We start from the raw sequence: 20,606 nt of genomic DNA, 5'->3' as shown, positions 1-20,606 counted from the left end.
ACATGTCGGGTCTCTTCCAAGTCCCCTGGTCCGACTACCGTTCCGACCTGATCGACGCGCTGTGGCGCACGGTCTCGTACACGGTGGTCAGCTTCGTCGGAGCGGTGCTGCTGGGTCTGGTCGTGGCACTGCTGCGACTCAGCAAGGCATGGCCCGCGCGTGCCCTCGCAGCCGTCTACACGGAGCTCTTCAAGAACATCCCGCTCCTCGCCATCATCTTCCTGACCTACTTCGGCCTGGCCTCGGCGGGCATCCGGCTGGACGTGTTCACCGCCGGGTGCCTCAGCCTCGTCGTCTTCTACGCCGCGTATCTGTCCGAGATCTTCCGGTCCGCGATCAGCGGGGTGCACGACGGGCAGACCGAGGCCGGTGAGGCGTTGGGCATCGGGAAGGTGGGCATCTTCGTCCACATCGTGCTGCCGCAGGCGGTCCGGCAGGCGCTGGCCGGTACCAACACCATGCTGGTCGACCTGCTGAAGTCCACCTCGCTCCTGGTCACCGTGTCCGCCGCCGAGCTGATGTCGGAGGGACGGCTCATCACCTCCGCCACCTTCCGGGCGCTGGAGGTGTACCTGGTCATCTCGGCCATCTACTTCGCCCTGTGCTACCCGCTCTCCCAACTCCTCCTACTGCTGGAGCGCAAGGTGCGCGCGGGCGTCCCGCTGTCCCCCTGGCGACGGCGCCGGGTGCGTACGGCGCGGGCGCTGCTCGCCGCCGAGCTCGGCACGGGAGCCGACCTGAAGGAGGCGGCCGTATGACCGAGCCCGTCACCACGGCGAAGTCCGCCCCAACTGCCCCTGCGGAGGCGATCGTTCGGATCGAGGGGCTGAGCAAGTCCTTCGACGGGCGGCTCGTGCTCGACGACGTGAGTCTCGAGGTCGACCGCGGCCGGATCGTCAGCGTCATCGGGCAGAGCGGCGGCGGCAAGACGACGCTGATGCGCTGCGTGAACCTGCTGGAGCGGCCCGACCGGGGCACGGTGGAGGTCGCCGGGCAGGTGGTGCACCACGACGGCCGCATCGTCTGCCGCGACCTGCCCGCACTGCGCCGCACGGTCGGCATGGTCTTCCAGCGCTTCAACCTCTTCCCCCATCTCACAGCCGTGGAGAACGTCGTCGTAGCCCAACGGAAGGCGGGTGTCCCGGAGTTGGAGGCCCTGGAGCGCGCCGTCACCCTGCTGCGCCGGGTCGGGGTGGCCCATCGCGGCCTCGCCCTGCCCGACCGGCTCTCCGGCGGCGAGCAGCAACGCGTCGCCATCGCCCGCGCGTTGGCGCTCCGGCCCGAGGTGCTGCTCTTCGACGAACCCACCTCGTCCCTCGACCCGGAGGCCACCCGCGAGGTGCTCAGCGTGATGCGCGAACTGGCCGCCGACGGCATGACGATGCTGCTGGTCACCCATGAACTCCCCTTCGCCCGCGAGGTGTCGGACCACGTCGTCTTCGTCGACGGCGGCCGCATCGTGGAGGAGGGCCGACCTCAACAGGTCATCGACGACCCCCAACAGGCCCGCACCCGCGCGTTCTTGGCCGCCTACGGGTCGGCCTCATGACCGGGCACGGCGGTCCCGTCGTCGTGGTCGGCGGCGGTGTCGTGGGCCTGTGCACCGCCTACTACCTGGCGGAGGCCGGCCTGGAGGTGGAGGTGGTCGAGCGGCGCGCGCTGGGTTCCGGTGCGTCCCGGGGCAACGCGGGCTGGGTCTGCCTCAGCCATTCGACGCCGGTCCCGGCCCCCGGCGTGGTGCGCTACGCGCTCCGCTCCCTGGGCCGCCCGGACTCACCCCTGTATCTACGGCCGCTGCCCGATCCGGCGTTCGTACGGTGGCTGTGGCGGTTCTGGCGCAGCAGCACACCGGCCGCGTTCCGGCGCGGCTACACCGCGATCGCCGAGCTGAACCGCACCACGTTCGATCTCTTCGACGGATTGCGCGAGGCCGGGGTCGAGACCAGCCTCACCCGGCCCGGCATGGTGCACGCGTTCCTCTCCCCCGCCGAGGCCCGCCACCACCTCGCCGTCCAGCGGCAGATGGCGCACGGCCGCTACCCGCTGCCCGACGACGTGGTCACGGGCGACGATGCCCGCCTCCTCGACCCGGCGCTGTCCGACCGGGTCCGCGCCGCCTATCTGGTCGAGGGCGAGGGCGTGGTCGATCCGGAGGCGTTCGCCCGCGCGCTGGGCGAGGCGCTAGCCGCGTCCGGCGTGAAGATCCACGAGAACACGGACGCCACCGGGTTCCGCACCGAGGGCGACCGCGTCACCGCGCTGCGCACCGCGACCGGCGAGATCCCCTGCTCGGCCGCCGTCATCGCGGCCGGCATGCGCTCGTCGGACCTGCTCGGCTCGCTGGGACATCCCCTGCCGTTGCAGGCGGGGAAGGGTTACAGCTTCTCGGTCGACCTGGATCCGGCGCCCCGGCACACCTTGTATTTCGGTGAGCGCAGGGCCGTCGCCTCGCCGATCGGGGCCACCACCCGCATCGGCGGCACGATGGAGCTGAGCGGCAACAACAACCGCCTCGACTGGCGTCGTATCGTCGCCGTCGCGCTCGCCAGCCGGCACTATCTGGGCCGCTGGTTCGACGACCCCGACGACCTGGTGAGCCTGATCCGGGACCCGTGGGTGGGCGGCCGGCCCTTCCTCCCCGACGGGCTCCCGGTCATCGACCGCGTCCCCGGGCACGACAACGCGTTCGCGGCGACCGGGCACGGCATGCTCGGGGTCACGCTGGGCCCGGTCACCGGCCGTACCCTCGCCGACTACGTCCGTACCGGTCGCCGACCCGACGCCCTCATGCCGTTCCGCTTCAACAGGGCGCCCTGGAGCGGGGGTTCAGCCGGCAGGTGACTTCGTCCCGCTGCGTTCCGGGTGCGGACTGGACGGCGCCACCCGCAGCGGGCGGGCCGCCCAGGCGGGCAGGTGCCAGTTCCAGCCGCCGAAGAGAGAGACGAGGGAGGGAACGAGCAGCATCCGCACGACGGTCGCGTCGAGCAGGATGCCGATGCCCAGGCCGGTCGCCAGCGTCTTGAGGTCGGTGCCCGGTCCCGACGCCAGCGCGGCGAAGGCGAGGAAGAGGATGAGTGCGGCGCTGGTGACGAGCCGGCCGGTGCGGCCGATGCCCTCGACGACCGCGTCGTCGGTGGAGAGTCCGGCGTCGTACTCCTCCCGGATGCGGGAGAGGATGAACACCTCGTAGTCCATGGACAGTCCGAACAGGAACGCGAAGATCATGATCGGGATCCAGAACGTGACGGCCCCGGTCGCGGCGATCCCGAAGAGCGTGTTCGAGCCGTGGCCGTCCTGCCAGAACAGCACCATCAGGCCCAGGGTCGCCGCCAGTGAGATCAGGTTGAGCAGCACCGCCTTCAGCGGCAGCAGCAGGGAGCGGAAGGCGCGCACGAGCAGGACGTACGTCAGCAGCGCGATGATGGTGAGCATCAGCGGGAAGTTGCCGTAGACGGCGTGCAGGAAGTCGATCTGCGCCGCGCCGACACCCGCGACACCGACGACTCCGGGCAGGTGCTCGGTGACGGTCTTGACCCGTCGGACCACGTCGACGCTCTTCGAGTTCACCGTCTCGGTGTCCGGGATCACGACGACGATGCTCTGTCCGCCGCGGTTGCCCGCGGGCCCGGTCGGCACGAGCACACTGGTCACCCCGTCGACCTTGGCCAGCTCGGCGGCGACGGGTTTCGCCCGGTCGGTGCTGACCAGGACCTCCATCGGGGTCAGCGCACCGGTCGGGACGCCACCGCGCTCCAGGGTCTGCAGGGTCTCGTACGCGGGGCCGCTCTTGGCCAGCGACTCCGAGGAGGCGAGGCCGATCTTGATGCCGAGGAAGACGCCGACGAGGACTGCGAGCGCGGCCAGCGCGGCGCCGGCCGCGATCCACCGGCGCCGTACGACGGCGGCGGTCCAGCGGCTCCAGAAGCGGCTCGCCCGGTTCTCGTGCCGGATCTTGGGCCAGTCCACCTTCGGGCCGATGCCTCCCAGGATCGCGGGGGTCAGGGTGAGCGTCGTCAGCACGCTCGCGAGCGGGATGAGCGCGCCGCCGTAGCCCATGCTGCGCAGGAACGGGACCGGCAGCACGACCAGGGAGAGCAGGCCGATGGCGACCGTGACGCCGCTGAACACGATCGCGTGCCCGGCGTGCTCCATCGCGACCACGACCGCCTCGTGGTTCTCCCGGCCGCGGTCGCGTTCCTCGCGCCAGCGGGTGACGAACAGCAGCGAGTAGTCGATCGCCACACCCAGCCCGATCAGGGCGACCAGGAACTGCACGATGAACGACACGTCGGTGGCGTAGGTGAGCGGCAGCAGCATCACGAAGGTCGCGAGGATCGACACCGCGGCCACGAGCAGCGGCAGCAGGGCCAGGAAGGAGGCGAACACGAAGGCGAGGACGGCGAGTGCGCCGACGGCGCCGAGGAGCGTCTCGCCGAGCACTCCGGGTCCGCCCCCATCGTCGCCGCCGGAGGCCAGCGGGTCCTCGCCGGTCACGCCGATCACCGCGCCGGCGGGCATGGCCTTCTCGGCCGCCGCGTGGATCGGATCGGTGAGCGGTTTCTGGCTGGGTGACGGGTTGAACCGGTAGAAGACCAGCGCGTACGCGGTGCGGTCGTCCTTCGTCCGGAAGGCCTTGTCCCCGGTGTTCGCCTCGTCGATCACCCGCACGCCCGGTACCGCCGTGCCGACGGCCGTGAAGACCTTCCCGACGTCCGTCTCGTGACCGGTGATCGTCTGCCCGGCCGGCAGGGTGACCGCGACCAGATAGGGGTTGGTGTCGCCGCCGCTGCCGAAGGCGTCCTCGATCTTGTGCGCGGTCACGGTGCCGGGCTGGCCGGGCAGGGAGAAGTCGATCGTCAGCCGGTCCGTGGTGCGACCTGCCAGCAGGATGCCGGCAATCAGCACCAGACCCCAGAACGCGACTACCGCCTTGCGATGCCGAAGAACGAATTCCGCCCACCGTCGCATGCCGGACCTTCCCCGGATCGTTGGTTGCGCGAGTCTAGTCCGCCGCTCCCTTCCTCCGCTATTGGGGAGATCCATACGATTTGAGGGGATCCGGAGGGGCGGAATCCGCACCCGCCGCCCTCGGGAAGAAATGACGCCGAAGGAGGCGTTGCCCTACTGGATCACCATCGGACGTCTGAGAACGGAGCAGTCGAGGTGAGCGACGCGATAAACGCCGACACCCGCAACCGGGTCGAGGCCCCCACCCCGACGCCCGACGTGCTGGAGCGGGTACGCCGGCACCGGCGTCACACCTTGGAGCTGCTCACCGTCTGCGCCGTGGGACTGATCCCGTGGACGGTCCTCCTGGCGGTGACGCTGCCGTCCGGGTACGAGGTGCACCAGTGGCGCCTGACCTGGGTCGGCTTCGACGTCCTGCTCGTGGTCGCGATGGCGTCCACCGCGCTGCTCGGCTGGCGCCGGAACCGCGCCGTCATCCTCGCTGCGCTCACCACGTCGGTCCTGCTGATCTGCGACGCGTGGTTCGACGTGTCCCTCGCCTTCGGCACGTCGGAGGTCTGGTGGTCGGCGGCGCTGGCACTGTTCGTCGAACTGCCCCTGGCCTTCTACCTGATACGCCGGGTGATGGGGATGATCTCGCTCGCCCATTGGCCGTCCGCCGAAACGTCAACGGGCGATGACAAATAGCTGACATCACCCCCGAGCCGCGGTGAGGTTTTCGCAACTCCCCTTTGTTCCCGATGACTTCGTTCGGAAATCCGCAGGGCTGAAGTTTGTCGCCATGGAGAGCGGCGAGGTGGCAAGACCTCGGCGCACGGCATGGAGGATGTCATGCCCGAGATGTATTTCGATGTGCGCTGGCCCGACGGACTGACCCAGCGCTGCTATTCCCCCTCCACGATAGTCGAGGACTACTTCACCCCGGGCTCCGAATACGAGCTCGCCGAATTCGTCGAGCGCAGCCGTACGGCGCTCGGTATCGCCGGGGAGCGGGTACGGGAGAAGTTCGGCTTCCACTGCACCGGCGCCTCCGGCCAACTCGCCCTGATAGAGCGGACGGCCGCGTCATACGGCGACGTCACCGACGCCAAGGTCACGGTCGAGTCCCTCACCGGCGCCGACGGGAGCCCGCGATGAGCCCGACGGTACGGCTGGCCGGCGCGCACTACTCGGTGGCCGTGGTGGGCGGCGGCCAGGCGGGCCTCTCCGTCAGCCACGAACTCCGCGAGCGCGGCATCGACCATGTCGTGATCGAGGCCCACCGGGTCGGACACGAGTGGCGCGAGCGCCGCTGGGACTCCTTCTGCCTGGTGACCCCCAACTGGCAGTGCAAGCTGCCCGGTTACCCCTACCAGGGCGACGACCCCGACGGCTTCATGGTCCGCGACGACATCGTCCGGTACCTGGAGGGCTACGTCGCCCACTTCCGACCGCCGCTCGTCGAGGGCGTGACGGTCACCAGGCTGCGCCGCTCACCGAGCGGAGTCTTCGAACTCGCCACCACCGAGGGCGACTTCACCGCCGACCAGGTGGTGATAGCGACCGGCCCGTACCACACCCCGTCCCTCCCTCCGATGGCCCAGCGCCTGCCGGACTCCGTGACCCAGGTCCACTCCTCCCGGTACCGCAACGCCGCCCAACTCCCCCCGGGCGCCGTCCTGGTGGTCGGCACCGGCCAGTCCGGCTGCCAGATAGCCGAGGATCTACACCTCGCCGGACGCCAGGTACACCTCGCCGTCGGCAGCGCCCCCCGCGTGGCCCGCTTCTACCGCGGCCGTGACTGTGTGGCGTGGCTCGACGAGATGGGCCACTACGCGAAGAGCATCGACGACTTCGACGACGCCGGCGCGGTCCGGATGCGCGTCAACCACTACGTCACCGGCCGCGACGGAGGCCGCGACATCGACCTGCGCGCCTTCGCCCGCGACGGCATGCGCCTGTACGGCCGACTCACCGAAGTCACCGGTACGGCACTGGAGTTCGCCGACGACCTCAAGGTGAACCTCGACCACGCGGACGCCGTGGCGGAGAGCATCAAGGACGCCATCGACGCCCACATCACCGCCCATAACATCGCGGCACCGGACGAGCCCCGCTACATCCCCGTGTGGGAACCGGACGACCAGCCCCGCGAACTCGACCTGGCCCAGGCCGACATCACGTCCGTCGTCTGGTCCACCGGGTTCCACCGCGACCACCGCTGGATAGAGGCCCCGGTCTTCGACGGCCGCGGCTACCCGATGCACTGGCGGGGCGCCACCAGCGTCCCCGGCCTGTACTTCCTCGGCCTGCCCTGGCAGCACTCGTGGGGCTCGGGACGCTTCGAAGCGGTGGGCAGAGACGCGGAGTTCCTCGCGAACCACATCGAGGCATCCCGCCGCCTGGCCGACGTCTGCGGCACCCTCACCGGCGCGCCCACCGACCTCGCCTCCGCCCTCCCGATCGGCTGAGGAAGCCTGAGGACTCATCGCCATGGTCTACGACGCACACCGCCACATCGGCGTCCTCCCCGCCTACCCCTTCTACGGCGGCCCGCCGGTCAACCCCGACACCACCGCCCGCGCCACCGTCAAGCAGCTCATCGCCGACCTGGACGCCGAGGGCACCGAACGCGCCCTGGTCATCCCGAACTACGGCGTCCCGGACCCCGCGATCGCCTTCTCCTTCAACGAGTTGGTGATAGAGGCCGCCCAGACCGACGACCGTATACGCGCCGGGCTGTGGGTCTCCCCGCGCCCCGAGGACGAGCAACGCACCACCCAGGCACTGGAGTTGGCGGGCGAACGGGGCGTGAAGGCGCTCAAGCTGAGCTTCCTCCTCGGCGGCCGTCCGACCGCCCCGGCCTGCCGCCCCCACCTGGACCGCATCTTCGCCGAGGCGGCCCGCCACAACCTGATCGTCCACGTCCACACCTCCCCCGGCGCCGCCTCCGACATCGACGAGGTCGGCCACCTGGTCGACTGGTACGCCGATCAAGTCCCCGTCCATCTCGTGCACTTCGGCGGCGGGATGAGCGGCCACATCAAGCTCGCCGGTTCCCGGTTCTTCGACTGGATCACCGCCGGCAAGCACGTCTACACCGACCTCTCCTGGGCCATCGGTTTCACTCCCCGCTGGCTGGCCCGGGAGATCGAGCGCCGCGGTATCGGCCACGACCGGGTGCTCTTCGCCAGCGACCAGCCGTGGGGCGACTTCACGGGCGAGTACGCCCGCCTCGCCGAAGCGACCGGCGGCGGCCAACTCGGCGACCTGGTCTTCCGGGACACCTTCGCCGCGCTCTACGACTGACCGACTCCCCTCTCAAGTCCGGTACGCACAAGGAGACAGCCATGTCCGAAACCGTCGAACTCAGCGAGATCGAGCAGCAGTCCCTCAACGAGATCCCCCACCCGTCCCTCCCGGACGGCACCAGCATCTACGGCGCCACGAAGGTGTTCCCCGACTACAAGGCGGAGGACGGCGAGACGTACTTCACGCTCGTCCACGGCATCGCCCACGAGTCGTCGGTCTCCTTCGTCGCCGTCCTCCAGGCGACCCGCGCCCTGCGCAAGGGCTTCGAGACGGCCATCTACTTCTACGGCCCCGGCTCCCTCAACTGCCTTGCCACGCGCGGCTTCCCGACCACCGGCAACTCGGCCTTCCCCGGCGAGCACAACATCAACAACCAGCTCAAGACGTTCATCGCCGAGGGCGGCAAGGTGTTCTGCTGCCGCTTCGGTCTGTCCCTGCACGGCGCCCGCGAGGAGGACCTCATCGAGGGCGTCATCCCGACGCACCCACTGGACGTCCAGGACGCGCTGATCCACTACGCGCGCAAGGGCGCCATCATCAACTCCACCTACCAGCTGTAAGGGGGCCACTGTGAGCGTTGGCACCGGATCGACGAGTACGGCGGTGGATGTGCGCATCCTGACCCGCGCCGAACTCGCCCTGCACGGCGTCGCGTTGGACGCCCCCGTACGGCGGCCCGACGGCGCGGGTCCGAGCGGCGACGGCCACGTCCTCGTCGACGGTGCCAACGCCGCACTGCCCACCAACCCGGCCAGCCCCTACCGCGTACGCGACGGCAAGGTCTGGCTCGGCGACGAGGACGGACAACTCACGGACACGGGGCTCGCGTTGACCCCCGTGAACCGCCCGAGGTTCTACGACCTCACCACCACCGACGGCACCCCCTACGAGCACATCGCCCGCCTCCACGGCGCCGACGTCCTCGCCACCACCGTCGTCCAGACCTGCATCCGCTACGCCGAGTCCGACCGCTGCCGCTTCTGCACCATCGAGGAGTCCCTGCGCTCGGGCGCGACGGTCGCCGCCAAGACACCCGCGCAGCTCGCCGAAGTCGCCGAGGCGGCGGTCCGGTTGGACGGCATCAAGCAGATGGTCATGACCACGGGCACCACGACCGGCCCAGACCGGGGCGCGCGCAATCTCGTCCGCTCCGTACGCGCCGTCCTCGAAGCGGTGCCCGGCCTGCCCATCCAGGTGCAGTGCGAACCGCCCGGCGACCTCGCCTGGATCCGCGCTCTGCACGACGCCGGCGCCACCACGATCGGCATCCATGTGGAGTCCCTCGACGACGAGGTGCGGCGGCGCTGGATGCCGGGCAAGTCGACGGTCCCGCTCGCCGAGTACGCGGACGCGTGGGACGAGGCCGTGCGGGTCTTCGGACGGAACCGCGTCTCCACCTATCTGCTCGTCGGACTCGGCGAGGACCCGGACGAACTCATCGCGGGTGCGGGCAAGTTGATCGACCGGGGCGTGTACCCCTTCGTCGTGCCGTTCCGCCCGATGGCCGGCACGCTCGCCGCCCGCGACGGCATCCCGGCACCGAGCGCCGAACTCCTGACGTACATCACGGAGGGCGTCGCGGCCAAACTGCGCGCCGCCGGGATGACCGGCGCCGACCAGAAGGCGGGCTGCGCGGCCTGCGGTGCGTGCAGTGTCCTGCAGTCGGCGGGCGGGTGATGGCCGTGTACCTCGACGGCTCCGCGGCCCCCCTCGCGACGGAGGGACCGGTCGACATCCTGGCGCTGCTCGGCGACCGGAGCACCCTCGCCCGCCGCCCCGCGTTCCACATCGAACAGGCCGCCGACCATGCGGAGTTGGCCGCCTACCGACGCCTGCGCATGGAGACCTTCGTCCACGAACAGGGGCTCTTCACCGGCGACGACCTCGACGACCGCGACGCCGACACCCGTACCGTCGTCCTGGTCGCCCGCGCCCCGGACGGCACGGTCATCGGCGGGGTGCGGCTGGGCCCGGTCGACGACGGCGCGGACCTCGGCTGGTGGCAGGGCGGCCGCCTGGTCGTCGCCCCGCAGGCACGCGGCCCGCACGGAATCGGCGCGGCACTGGTCCGGGCGGCCTGCGCACGCGCCGAGGCGGAGGGCGTCCTGCGGTTCGACGCCACCGTGCAGGCCCGCAACGAGGTGCTCTTCCGCCGCCTCGGCTGGCAGTCGGTGCGGGCCACGGAGGTCGCCGGTACGCCACACGTCCTGATGCGCTGGCCCATCACACGGATCGCGGCCCAAGTCGCGGCCACGAAAACCGCGTTGGGCCCGCTGCTCGCCGAACTCCCCGCACCGCCCGGCTTCGTCGGTGACGACGGCGCGCCCGTTCCCGGCACCGATGTGATCGCCGCGTGCGACGCGATCGTGCCGTCTATGGTCGAACGGGACCCGGAGTGGGCCGGCTGGTGCGCGGTCCTCGTGAACGTCAACGACCTTGCGGCGATGGGTGCTTCACCGGTCGGGCTGCTGGACGCGGTGGGTGCGCGCGATGCCGCGCACGCCGCGCTGGTCCTCGCCGGACTGACCCGGGCGGCGCAGGCGTACGGCGTCCCGGTGCTCGGCGGACACACCCAACTCGGCGTCCCCGCCGCCCTGTCGGTGACCGCGCTCGGCCGCACCGCCCGGCCCGTGCCCGGCGGCGGAGGACGCCCAGGACACGCCGTACGGCTCACGGCCGACCTCGGCGGCGACTGGCGCGCGGGCTACCGGGGCCGCCAATGGGACTCGACGACCCATCGCCGTACGGCCGAACTCCGCACGATGACAAGGGCGGTGGCCGCCGCGCGACCGGCCGCGGCGAAGGACGTGTCGATGGCCGGGATCGCCGGCACGCTGGGGATGCTCGCCGAGGCGAGCGGCTGTGGTGCGGTACTCGACATGGCCGAGGTGCCACGCCCTACTGGAGCCTCGATGGGTGACTGGCTGACCTGCTTCCCGGGCTTCGCGATGCTCACCGCCGACGAGCCGCACGCGTCGGCGCTGCCCGCCGGGCCCGCAACGGGCGCCGTATGCGGGGAGTTGACCGCTGGGCAAGGGGTCGGGCTGCGCTGGCCCGACGGAGAGATCACCGAGGCGGTCGCCTCTACGGTGACCGGAATGGGGACGGCATGAGCACGCTCCGGATGGCGGCCGTGGCCGCCGAGTTCGGCCGCGACCTGGAAGAGGACTTCGCGATCGCGGAGCGGCTGATCAAGGAGGCCGGTGAGCAGGGGGTACGGCTCCTCGCGCTGCCGGAGGCATGCCTGGGCGGCTATCTGCTCAGCCTGGACGACGACAGCGAACTCGACGAGGGCCCGCCCGCGCTCGCCCTCGACGGCCCGGAGATCCGCCGACTGGCCACGCTGGCCGGTGAGTTGACGGTCGTGGCGGGATACTGCGAGGCGGCCGGGGACGCCCGCTACAACAGTGTCGTCTGCGTCACCGGCGACGGTGTCCTCGGCAACCACCGCAAGGTCCACCAGCCGCTCAGCGAGGACGCGAGTTACGCCTCCGGGGACCGTTTCCACGCCTTCGACACACCGGTCGGTCGGCTCGGGATGATGATCTGCTACGACAAGGCGTTCCCTGAGTCGGCGCGGGCCCTGGCTCTGGACGGCGCCGAGATCGGGGTGTGCGTGTCGGCCTGGCCGGGAGCGCGCACGAAGGCGAGCGCCGATCTCGAACAGGACCGCTGGAAGCGGCGTTTCGACCTGTTCGACCGGGCTCGCGCGCTGGAGAACCAGATCGTGTGGCTGTCCGCGAACCAGTCCGGCACGTTCGGGTCGCTACGCTTCGTGGGCAGTGCCAAGGTCGTCGACCCGGGCGGCGAGATCCTCGCCGACACGGGTGTGACGGCCGGCATCGCCGTCGCCGAACTCGACGTCGTACAGGCCCTGGAGACCGCCCGCCGGTCGATGGGACACCTGCGCGACCGGCGGCCCGAGACCTACGGACCAGCCCCGGGAGCAGTCACCGCATGAGCACCATCCGGATCGCGGCCGCGGCCGCCCACTTCGGCCGCGACCTGGAGTTCGACCTGGCCCGCGTCGCCAAACTCATCGACGACGCCCGCGGCAACGGCGCCGGACTGCTGGTCCTGCCGGACGCCACCCTCGGCGGCTACCTCGCCGACCTGCGCCACCCCGACCCCCAGACACTGCCCCCGGCCCTCAAGCCGGACGACCCGCTGATCCTCCAAGTCGCCCGGCTGGCCGCCGAGATGGTGGTGTGCGTCGGCTACTGCGAGGACGGCGGGACCGAGCGCTACAACGCGGCGGTCTGCGTCAGCGGCGACGGCGTCCTCGGCCGGCACCGCAAGGTCCACCTCCCGGCCGGCGAGGTCGCCGCGTACACAGCAGGGGACCGCTTCGACGCCTTCGACACCCCGGTCGGCCGCCTCGGCATGCTGATCGACTACGACAAGACGTTCCCCGAGTCGGCCCGTTCGCTGGCCCTGGACGGCGCCGAGATCCTCGCCTGCCTCTCCGCCTGGCCCACCAGCATCACCAACCGCGCCCCACGCATGGCCCAGGACCGCCAGGCCCGCCTCTTCGACCTCTACGACCAGTCGCGCGCCGCCGAGAACCAGGTCGTCCTGGCCTCCTCCAACCAGACCGGTGCGATGGGCGGCATGCGCTTCCTCGGCCAGGCCAAGGTGGTCGGCCCGGGCGGCGACATCCTCGCCCGCACCTGGTCCAAGGCCGGGCTCGCGGTCGCCGAGATCGACGTCGTCGCGGAGACCGACCGCGCCCGCCGCGTCCTGCGCCACCTCGACGAGCGCCGCCCCGACGCCTACCGGGAGTCCCGTACGTGAAGATCGCCCTGCTCAGCTACTCCACCAAGCCGCGCGGCGGGGTCGTCCACACCCTCGCCCTCGCGGAGGCCCTCGCGGCCCTCGGCGAGGACGTCACGGTGTGGACCCTGGGCCGGGGCGGCGACGCGGGCTTCTTCCGCCCGGTGCACCCGGCGGTCCGCGTCCAGATCGTCCCGTTCCCCGACGGCCCGCCCACGGAGACGGTCGGCGAACGCATCCTCCGCTCCATCGCCACCCTCCGCACCGCCTTCGACCCCACGCCCTACGACGTCGTCCACGCCCAGGACTGCATCAGCGCCAACGCGGCCGGCCGCTGCGTCCGCACGGTCCACCACCTCGACCACTTCACCACCCCCGAACTGGCCGCCTGCCACGAGCGCGCGATCGTCGAGCCGTACGCACACGTCTGCGTGTCCGAGGCGGTCGCCGGGGAGCTGTCCGCCGGCTGGGGTATCGAGGCCCAGGTCATCCCCAACGGCGTGGCCTACGACCGCTTCGCCGCCACCGACCCGGCCGCACAAGCGAGTTGGCGCTCCCGCCTCGGCCCGTACGTCCTCACCGTCGGCGGCATCGAACCCCGCAAGGGCTCACTCGACCTCCTGGAGGCCTACGCTCTCCTGCGCGCCGCCCGTCCCGACGTCCGCCTGGTCATCGCGGGCGGCGAGACGCTCTTCGACTACCGCGACTACCGGGCGGGCTGGGAGGCGCGGGCCGCCGAACTCGCCGTAGAACCGGTGGTGTTGGGGCAGGTGGGCGAGGACGAGCTGCCGTCGCTGGTCGCGGCGGCGGACGCGTTCGCGTTCCCGTCCCTCAAGGAGGGCTTCGGTCTCGCGGCCATGGAGGCGCTGGCGGCGGGGGTTCCGTTGGTCGTGCGGGATCTGCCCGTGCTGCGTGAGGTGTTCGGCGGCGCCGCTCAATTCGCCGCCACTCCCCAGGACTTGGCCACCGAACTCGCCCACGCGCTCGCGACCGAGGACCCCGCCCGCGCCGCCGCCGGGCGTGCCCTCGCCGCCCGCCACACCTGGGTCGCGGCGGCCCGCAGTCACCTCGCCTTCTACCGCTCCCTCGACCAACTCACGTAGGCCGTACGGGCGCCGAGGAGTCATCCCAGGGTCGCCAGCCAGGCCGCCGTTTCGTCGGGGCGGGTGAACCGGTGTGTGGTGAGCGGAGCGAAGCGGGGGTCTTTGGTCCGGCGTTGGATCTCACTCCGCCGACCCGCGTGCTGGGACCAGGCCCACCAGACCGGATGTTCCCGGCTCAACCAGCCCGCCCAACTCTCCCTGTTTCCCCCGAAGATGGTCTCGCGGGTGACCGTGCGCCGGAGCGAGCGGCGCAGGACGCGCGGCATGATCACGCGCCTCGCGTAGTCCAGCCAGAGCACCGTGTCGGCCTTCTCCCAGAGCAGATCGCGGACTTCGGGCGAGCCGATCGAGTCGATGATCCACCGGGGTTCGGAGGTGAGGCGCAGGACGTCGTCGGTCAGGTCTTCGTTGACGGTCCAGTCGGGGCCGCTGAAGTAGAGGGCGTCCATCTCGTGGTACGGCACGCCGAGCCGCTCGCCCACGGCCCGCGCGAGCGTCGACTTGCCCGCGCCTGTCACCCCGACCACCAAGATCCGCTCCATCCACGCACCTTAACTACGATGTGGCGAGTCGAGCGATCATCAACAGGAGCCCCGCCATGAGCAGTCCGCAGCACGCCCGCGCCTCCCTGGACGGGCTGGTGATGGGGGACGCCTTCGGCGACGCCTGGTTCACCCGGTCCGACGAGGACGCCGAGGGGTTGTGGGCCGCGCGGGAACCGCGCCCCGCGCCGTGGTTGTGGACGGACGACTCGGCCATGGCGTTCGTCCTGTTCGCCCACCTGATGACTCATGGCGAGGTCCAACCGGACACGCTGGCACGGGAGTTCGCCGCCGAGTACGAGCGCGATCCAAGCCGGGGCTACGGCCCGTCCATGCACGGCATCCTGCGCCGCGTCGGCGACGGCGAGGACTGGCGGGCGGTCACCACCGGGCAGTTCGGCGGGCAGGGGTCCTACGGCAACGGTGCCGCGATGCGGGTGGCACCGCTGGGGGCCTGGTTCCGGGACGATGTGATGGTCGCCGCCGAGCAGGCCCGGCTGTCCGCACTGACCACGCACGCTCACCCGGAGGCCGTCGCGGGGGCGGTGGCCGTGGCGGTCGCCGCCGCGCTGGCGGCCGCCGGTGCGGATCAACAGGCCCTGCCTCGCGCCGAGTTCCTGCGGGAGGTCGCCTCGCATGTGCCGGAGAGCGATGTCCGCTCCGGGCTGCTGGTCGCCGCGAACTTCTCCGGGCGGACATCGGTACGGCACGCGGCGTCCGTGCTGGGCTCGGGAACGCTCATCTCCGCACCGGACACCGTGCCGTTCGCGCTGTGGTCCGCGGCGGGTCAACCGGACGATCTGCCCGAGGCGTTGTGGCAGACCGTCGCCGGGTGGGGCGACCGGGACACGACCTGCGCGATCGCGGGCGGTGTCGTGGCGGCCCGCACCGGCACGGCCGGCGTCCCGTCCGCGTGGCGGGAGGCGTGCGAGGCGATCCCCGACTGGAGCGGCTGGGCCGAGCAGGTCAGTCCGTCCCGGTGACCCGGCGTCGGCCGGTGACCTTGGAGGCGGGGAGACGGCCGGCTTTCGAGCTGCCGGTGAGGGCGTCGCCCTCGACGGTGACGGCGAAGGTCAGGTTCAGGCGCAACGGCTTGGTGACCGCCTGCTTCCAGGTGACGCGGTCGCCGTCGACGACGAGGTCCCGGAGGGGGACCTCCTCGCCCGCGCCGTGCGCGACTCCGGTGAACTCGTCGCCCTCGCGGGTCAGTTCGACGACGGGCTTGATGCGGCCGACGGGTGTGGCGATGGTCAGGTCCCAGACGCCTTCGATGGGCATGAGTGGTTCTTTCTTGTGGTGGGCGGCGATTACAGGGCGGCAGGCGTCGGACCCTGGGCCCGCCAGGTGGTGCCCCGGCGTTCGTGCGCGAACAGTTCCTCCACGGCGTGCGCGATCCGCGGACCGATCTCGCGCTCCAGGAGGTACAGGCCCAGGTCGAGGCCGGAGGTGACGCCGGCGCCGGTCACCAGGTCGCCGTCGTCGACGACGCGGGCGTGGACGGCGTTCACACCCGTGGCTTCGAGCATGTCCAGGCCCAGGTGATGGGTGGTGGCGTTGCGGCCCTCGATGAGTCCGGCCATGGCCAGCACCAGCGAGCCGCCGCACACCGCGGCCATGGTGATCTGCGGATTGTCCATGGCGGCCTTCAGCAGAGCGGGCAGGTCGGTGGTCAGGGTGCGGCCGAGCAGGACGGGGATGAACTCGTCCTGCCGCCACGCCGGTTCACCACCGGCGTCGATGTCGGGCACCTCGCCCGGCTCCCCCACCCGCCCGGAAGCTCCCGGCACGAGGACGAGGCCGGAGCGGGCCGGGTCGAGGGTTCCGGTGGCCCGCAGCGTCAGGCCACCGGTACCGCTGACGACGCCCCGAGGCCCTTCGGCCGAGACGAGTTCCACGGTGACCGCGCCATCGGACGCGGCACCACCGGCGTACAGGACCTCATAGGGGGCGACGACATCGAGCGGGTCGAAGCCGTCGAACAGAACGATCTGGACGTGCATGGGCCATCTTCCGTGGGAGGGGACACCGGCGTTCGCCAGCCTCTCCCACGACCGTAGAAGGGGGTACAGAAGGCGGCCAGGGGGCTCGGTGACAGGGTCCGACGGGTTCTCGCCACGCACCGAAAGGTGTCCGTCAGCCTCCCGAGCCGGTGTCGTCGTGGGCCCGCTCGACGCGTAGCTCAACTGCCGTGACCGCAAAGGCGAGTGGCCCCGGCAGCAGCAGGGCGAGCAGTGGCAGCATCCACCCGAACGCGACGCACAGCCCGACCGCCGCCAGGATCAGCCCGCAGCCCCTCGGGTCCGTGAGTGAACGGGTCACGGCCCTGCTCAGGGCCGGGCGCCAGCCGCGCGCCACCTCCGGATCGCCCGCGGCGCGCAGGGCGACGACGAGTCCCGCCACCGCCACAGCGGTCAGCGCCCACGACATCGGACGGGCTCCCGGAAGTCCCGCCCCCGCGAGCGCGAGATCGAGGACGACCAAGGTCACCGCCGCGAACACCGCCACGCCCGCCAGCAGCACACGGCGCGGGCCGTGGGCGCGGAACTCACCGACGTACTCCCCCATGCTCACCGGCCGGTCCTCACGGATCGACCGGCGCAGGACCGCGCAGGCCGCGGCGAACGCCGTAGGAGCCGTGATCAGGGGGAGGGAGGCGACCGTGGCGGCCAGGCCGACGGCAAGCATGTCGGCGAAGAGGGTGAAGCGGGGGCCGAACAGCTCGCCCGGTTCCCGGCGTCGGGGTGCGAGGGAACTCATCGGCTCAGCCCTTCAGTCCGGAGGTCGCCATGCCCTCGACCAGGTAGCGCTGGAAGGCGAAGAAGAACAGCACGATGGGCACGATCGAGATCACCGACATCGCGAACATCGGGCCGTAGGCGGAGGTGCTGGACTGGTCGACGAAGTTGCGCAGGGCCAGGGTGATCGTGAACTTCTCCGGGTCGAAGAGGTAGATCAGCTGGGTGAAGAAGTCGTTCCAGCTCCAGATGAAGGTGAAGATCGCGGTGGTGATCAGGGCCGGGCGGGTCAGCGGCAGGACCACCGACCAGAAGATGCGGAACGGTCCGCAGCCGTCGATGCGTGCGGCCTCGTCCAGCTCACGCGGCAGGCCGCGCATGAACTGGACGATGAGAAAGACGAAAAAGGCCTCCGTGGCAAGGAACTTGGGCAGGATCAGCGGCCAATAGGTGTCCACCATGCCGAGCTTGTTGAAGATGATGTACTGCGGGATCAGTACGGCGTGGTGCGGCAGCATCATCGTGGCGATCATGAAGCCGAACATCGGACCCCGCATCCGGAACCGCAGCCGGGCGAAGGCGTAGGCGGCGAGGGAGCAGGAGACGACGTTCCCGATGACCGAACCGACGCTGATCAGGAGGGAGTTGAGGAGCAGGCGGGTGATCGAGACGCCGCTGATTCCGTCCAGGGCGGTGGTGTAGTTCGACCACTCGATGTGGCTCGGCAGCAGTTTGAGGCTGGTGAGGACCTCGTTCGCCGGCTTCAGCGAGGTGGCGAGCAGCCAGACCAACGGGTAGAGCAGGACGAGGAGTACGGCCACCAGGCCGACGTGTTTCGCGATCGCCGCGGTGCGGGTGCGGCCCGCGTCGGTCTCGAGTCCGGCGGCACTCTTCAAGTCGGGCACGGTCGTGGCCATCAGGCCCCCTCGTTGGCGTAGAAGACCCAGGAGCGCGAGGTCCTGAAGAGGACGAGCGTGACCGCGCCGATGGCCAGGAGCAGGACCCAGGCCATGGCGGAGGCGTAGCCCATGTGCGAGGCGGTGAAGCCTCGTTCGTAGAGGTAGAGCGTGTAGAACTCGGTCGAGTCGGCCGGTCCGCCGTTGCCGCCGCTGATGGCGAAGGCGGGGGTGAAGACCTGGAAGGACTGGATGGTCTCCAGGACGAGGTTGAAGAAGACCACCGGGGACAGCATGGGCAGCGTCACGGACACGAACCGGCGCCAACGTCCCGCGCCGTCGAGAGCGGCGGCCTCGTACAGGTCGGCCGGGATCTGCTGCAACCCGGCGAGGAAGATGACCATCGGGGCGCCGAACTGCCAGGCGGAGAGCAGCGCGACGACGAACACCGCGAGGTGCGGGTCCGAGACCCAGCCGCCGGTGTGGATACCTATGGAGGACAGCAGTTCGTCGACGGTGCCGCCGTCGTTGTAGAGCGCCCGCCACACCAGCGCGACCGCCATGCTCGCGCCGAGCAGCGAAGGGGCGTAGAAGGCCGAGCGGTAAAAGCCCTTGGCCTTGCGGGTGTTGCTGAGCAGCAGCGCGACGCCGAGCGCGATGGCGAGTTTGAGGGGGACGGCGACCACGACGTAGAGGAGCGTGGTGCCCACCGAGCGCCAGTACCTCGGGTCCGCGGTGAACATGTCGCTGTAGTTGCGCAGTCCGACCCACTTGGGCGGGTCGAAGAGGTTGTAGTCGGTGAACGACAGATACAGGGACACGGCCATGGGGGCGAGCGTCAGGAGGACGACCCCGAGGATCCACGGCGAGAGGAAGATGTAGGCGGGGCCGCCGCGTCGACCGCGCTTGCGGTGTTCCGGTGGTGTCGCGGTGGCGGGTGCGGTGCGGGGCGGTGGGGTCGCCGTGGTGGTCATCGCAGCTCCCGCTTCGCCTCGGCGACGTACTCCTCGGCGGCGCCGCGCGGGCTCTCCATGCCGTAGGAGACGCGCTGGTAGTCGCGGGTGAAGGAGACCTGGAGGACGACGTCGCCGCGGGGCGGTGCCATGGGTGGGGCCGAGGTGCCGTGGGCGGCGATCGTGCGGCCGTAGTCGTAGACCTCTTTCTCCGGGCCGGTCAGGCCCTTGCCTATCTCCTCGGCGATCTTCTCGTTGGGGGGTGTGGAGCGGGTGACGCCGAGGATCTTGCCGGCGGCGGGGTCGTTGAGCAGGAAGTCGATCAACTCGGCCGCCTCCTTGGGGTGTTGGGTCCCGGCGCCCGCGCCGATGAGCATGGTGGGCTTGAAGTACTGGCCCACCTTGCCGTCGGTCGTGGGGACGGGCGCGAAGTGGACCTGGTCGCCGAGCAGGGGCGGGTAGCCGAGGAAGGGGGCGTCCCAGTTGAAGTCGGTCGCCGCGATGCCGCGTCCCATCGGGGTGTCCTCGACGGCGCCGCCGACCTGGGCGGTGTCCCTGGCCTGCGAGACGACGCCCGCGCGGCGCAGCTTGTCGGTGAAGGTCCAGAAGTCGGTCAAGTCGTCGGCGGTGAAGCCGAGTCGGTGCTCGGAGGCGTACAACTCCTTGCCCCTGCCGCGCAGCCAGGTCTCGAAGGCGTCCTCGTTGACCCCGAGGTCCGAAAGGCCGGTGTACGCATGCCCGTTGGGGCCCTTCATACCGAGCGCGGTGATCTTCTTGCCCGCCTCGGCCCAGTCGTCCCAGGTCCAGCCCGGCCGGGGCGTCGCGACTCCGGCCTTCTTGAAGACGGCGGCGTCGTAGACGATGCCGGTCGTTCCCTTGCCCATCGGGAGGGCGTACTGCTTGTTGTCGTAGACACCCGTGCGGGTCAGGGTCTGGTCGAAGTCGGCCGTCCGAAGTGTGCCGTTGTCGACGTAGGGGCCGAGGTCGAGGAGGGTGCCGCTGCCCGCGTACTGGGATATCTGGCGGTAGTCGAGCTGGGCCACATCCGAGAGGTCGCCGCCCGCCGCCTGGGTGGCGAGCTTCTGCACGTACGCCGGGTAGCCGGCGAAGGAGGTGCGGACCGTGATGTTCGGGTGGCGCTTCTCGAAGAGGGCCACGGCGGCGTTGGTGCGTTGCGCACGGTCGTCGTTGCCCCACCAGGCGAAGGTGAGTGTCACTTTCCCGCCTGCCGCCGTGCTCGCTCCGCCGGCATCGGAACAGCCGGCGAGGAGGGGGGCGAACAGGGCGCCCGCGGCGGCGCCGAGGACAGCTCGTCTCCGGAAACTGGGTGGCGTCATGGCGATGC

At 70.8% G+C, this 20,606-nt stretch carries 22 protein-coding genes; 14 read left to right on the top strand and 8 right to left on the bottom strand.

Annotation, left to right across the window (positions count from 1 at the left end; translation table 11 throughout):
* Window positions 1-2: 2 nt before the first annotated feature.
* From R2B38_RS42365 to R2B38_RS42355, 3 genes are read left to right on the top strand one after another with little or no spacing between them, the layout of a single operon-like run.
* Complete coding sequence (locus R2B38_RS42365; RefSeq protein WP_318021118.1) at window positions 3-758, top strand: amino acid ABC transporter permease; 756 nt, start codon at window positions 3-5, stop codon at window positions 756-758.
* Complete coding sequence (locus R2B38_RS42360; protein WP_318021117.1) at window positions 755-1,549, top strand: amino acid ABC transporter ATP-binding protein; 795 nt, start codon at window positions 755-757, stop codon at window positions 1,547-1,549. The genes R2B38_RS42365 and R2B38_RS42360 overlap by 4 nt, the downstream gene beginning before the upstream one ends.
* A complete protein-coding gene (locus R2B38_RS42355; protein WP_318021116.1) occupies window positions 1,546-2,841 on the top strand; it encodes an NAD(P)/FAD-dependent oxidoreductase in 1,296 nt (431 codons plus the stop codon). Before R2B38_RS42360 ends, R2B38_RS42355 begins: the two co-directional genes overlap by 4 nt.
* On the opposite strand, the gene R2B38_RS42350 is transcribed toward R2B38_RS42355, so the two are convergent.
* Window positions 2,827-4,968 carry an MMPL family transporter gene (locus R2B38_RS42350; RefSeq protein WP_318021115.1) on the bottom strand — a complete coding sequence of 714 codons (2,142 nt, stop codon included), beginning with the start codon at window positions 4,966-4,968 and terminating at the stop codon, window positions 2,827-2,829. The two genes, R2B38_RS42355 and R2B38_RS42350, sit on opposite strands and share 15 nt — an antisense overlap.
* A 195-nt stretch (window positions 4,969-5,163) precedes the next feature.
* Here R2B38_RS42350 and R2B38_RS42345 point away from each other — a divergent pair, with 195 nt between their 5' ends.
* The 10 genes from R2B38_RS42345 (at window position 5,164) to R2B38_RS42300 (ending at window position 14,135) form a co-directional block, all read left to right on the top strand.
* Window positions 5,164-5,655, top strand: a complete 492-nt coding sequence (locus R2B38_RS42345) for a hypothetical protein (RefSeq protein WP_318021114.1) — start codon at window positions 5,164-5,166, stop codon at window positions 5,653-5,655.
* A 144-nt stretch (window positions 5,656-5,799) separates the two neighbouring features.
* Window positions 5,800-6,105, top strand: coding sequence for an MSMEG_0570 family nitrogen starvation response protein (locus tag R2B38_RS42340; RefSeq protein WP_318021113.1), 306 nt, complete (start codon window positions 5,800-5,802; stop codon window positions 6,103-6,105).
* Entirely contained in the window at window positions 6,102-7,418 is a 1,317-nt protein-coding gene (locus R2B38_RS42335) for an MSMEG_0569 family flavin-dependent oxidoreductase (protein ID WP_318021112.1), read from the top strand. The genes R2B38_RS42340 and R2B38_RS42335 overlap by 4 nt, the downstream gene beginning before the upstream one ends.
* Window positions 7,419-7,440: 22 nt before the next feature.
* Window positions 7,441-8,256 carry an amidohydrolase family protein gene (locus tag R2B38_RS42330; protein ID WP_318021111.1) on the top strand — a complete coding sequence of 272 codons (816 nt, stop codon included), beginning with the start codon at window positions 7,441-7,443 and terminating at the stop codon, window positions 8,254-8,256.
* 41 nt (window positions 8,257-8,297) lie between these two features.
* Entirely contained in the window at window positions 8,298-8,819 is a 522-nt protein-coding gene (locus R2B38_RS42325) for an MSMEG_0572/Sll0783 family nitrogen starvation response protein (protein WP_033279770.1), read from the top strand.
* A gap of 10 nt (window positions 8,820-8,829) precedes the next feature.
* Window positions 8,830-9,936, top strand: coding sequence for an MSMEG_0568 family radical SAM protein (locus tag R2B38_RS42320; RefSeq protein ID WP_318021110.1), 1,107 nt, complete (start codon window positions 8,830-8,832; stop codon window positions 9,934-9,936).
* Entirely contained in the window at window positions 9,906-11,372 is a 1,467-nt protein-coding gene (locus R2B38_RS42315) for an MSMEG_0567/sll0787 family protein (RefSeq protein WP_318021109.1), read from the top strand. The genes R2B38_RS42320 and R2B38_RS42315 overlap by 31 nt, the downstream gene beginning before the upstream one ends.
* Window positions 11,369-12,220 carry a carbon-nitrogen hydrolase family protein gene (locus tag R2B38_RS42310; RefSeq protein ID WP_318021108.1) on the top strand — a complete coding sequence of 284 codons (852 nt, stop codon included), beginning with the start codon at window positions 11,369-11,371 and terminating at the stop codon, window positions 12,218-12,220. The genes R2B38_RS42315 and R2B38_RS42310 overlap by 4 nt, the downstream gene beginning before the upstream one ends.
* Window positions 12,217-13,053 carry a carbon-nitrogen hydrolase family protein gene (locus tag R2B38_RS42305; RefSeq protein ID WP_318021107.1) on the top strand — a complete coding sequence of 279 codons (837 nt, stop codon included), beginning with the start codon at window positions 12,217-12,219 and terminating at the stop codon, window positions 13,051-13,053. The genes R2B38_RS42310 and R2B38_RS42305 overlap by 4 nt, the downstream gene beginning before the upstream one ends.
* Complete coding sequence (locus R2B38_RS42300; RefSeq protein ID WP_318021106.1) at window positions 13,050-14,135, top strand: MSMEG_0565 family glycosyltransferase; 1,086 nt, start codon at window positions 13,050-13,052, stop codon at window positions 14,133-14,135. Before R2B38_RS42305 ends, R2B38_RS42300 begins: the two co-directional genes overlap by 4 nt.
* Window positions 14,136-14,155: 20 nt before the next feature.
* Here R2B38_RS42300 and R2B38_RS42295 read toward each other — a convergent pair whose 3' ends face one another.
* Window positions 14,156-14,677, bottom strand: a complete 522-nt coding sequence (locus R2B38_RS42295) for an AAA family ATPase (RefSeq protein WP_318021105.1) — start codon at window positions 14,675-14,677, stop codon at window positions 14,156-14,158.
* A gap of 56 nt (window positions 14,678-14,733) precedes the next feature.
* Between R2B38_RS42295 and R2B38_RS42290 the strand changes: the two genes are divergently transcribed.
* A complete protein-coding gene (locus tag R2B38_RS42290; RefSeq protein ID WP_318021104.1) occupies window positions 14,734-15,660 on the top strand; it encodes an ADP-ribosylglycohydrolase family protein in 927 nt (308 codons plus the stop codon).
* On the opposite strand, the gene R2B38_RS42285 is transcribed toward R2B38_RS42290, so the two are convergent.
* The 6 genes from R2B38_RS42285 to R2B38_RS42260 all read right to left on the bottom strand — a co-directional run bounded on the left by R2B38_RS42285 (window position 15,644) and on the right by R2B38_RS42260 (window position 20,598).
* Window positions 15,644-15,955, bottom strand: coding sequence for a hypothetical protein (locus R2B38_RS42285; protein ID WP_318021103.1), 312 nt, complete (start codon window positions 15,953-15,955; stop codon window positions 15,644-15,646). The two genes, R2B38_RS42290 and R2B38_RS42285, sit on opposite strands and share 17 nt — an antisense overlap.
* Before the next feature lie 29 nt (window positions 15,956-15,984).
* Window positions 15,985-16,677: a DJ-1/PfpI family protein gene (locus R2B38_RS42280; protein WP_318021102.1), complete on the bottom strand. Its 693-nt coding sequence runs from the start codon at window positions 16,675-16,677 to the stop codon at window positions 15,985-15,987.
* A 133-nt stretch (window positions 16,678-16,810) separates the two neighbouring features.
* The gene (locus R2B38_RS42275; RefSeq protein WP_318021101.1) at window positions 16,811-17,434 is read right to left on the bottom strand and encodes a hypothetical protein; all 624 of its coding nucleotides are present in this window, start codon (window positions 17,432-17,434) and stop codon (window positions 16,811-16,813) included.
* A gap of 4 nt (window positions 17,435-17,438) precedes the next feature.
* A complete protein-coding gene (locus tag R2B38_RS42270) occupies window positions 17,439-18,329 on the bottom strand; it encodes a carbohydrate ABC transporter permease (protein WP_318021100.1) in 891 nt (296 codons plus the stop codon).
* Complete coding sequence (locus tag R2B38_RS42265) at window positions 18,329-19,282, bottom strand: sugar ABC transporter permease (RefSeq protein ID WP_318021099.1); 954 nt, start codon at window positions 19,280-19,282, stop codon at window positions 18,329-18,331. The genes R2B38_RS42270 and R2B38_RS42265 overlap by 1 nt, the downstream gene beginning before the upstream one ends.
* Window positions 19,279-20,598 (bottom strand): ABC transporter substrate-binding protein, encoded by a 1,320-nt coding sequence (locus tag R2B38_RS42260; RefSeq protein WP_318021098.1) that lies wholly within the window; start codon window positions 20,596-20,598, stop codon window positions 19,279-19,281. The genes R2B38_RS42265 and R2B38_RS42260 overlap by 4 nt, the downstream gene beginning before the upstream one ends.
* Window positions 20,599-20,606: the final 8 nt, after the last annotated feature.

Source organism: Streptomyces sp. N50 (assembly GCF_033335955.1).
In the GTDB taxonomy this organism is placed as follows: Bacteria; Actinomycetota; Actinomycetes; order Streptomycetales; family Streptomycetaceae; genus Streptomyces.
Note: the sequence above shows the minus strand (reverse complement) of the source record. Positions and strands in the feature narration are given on the sequence as shown.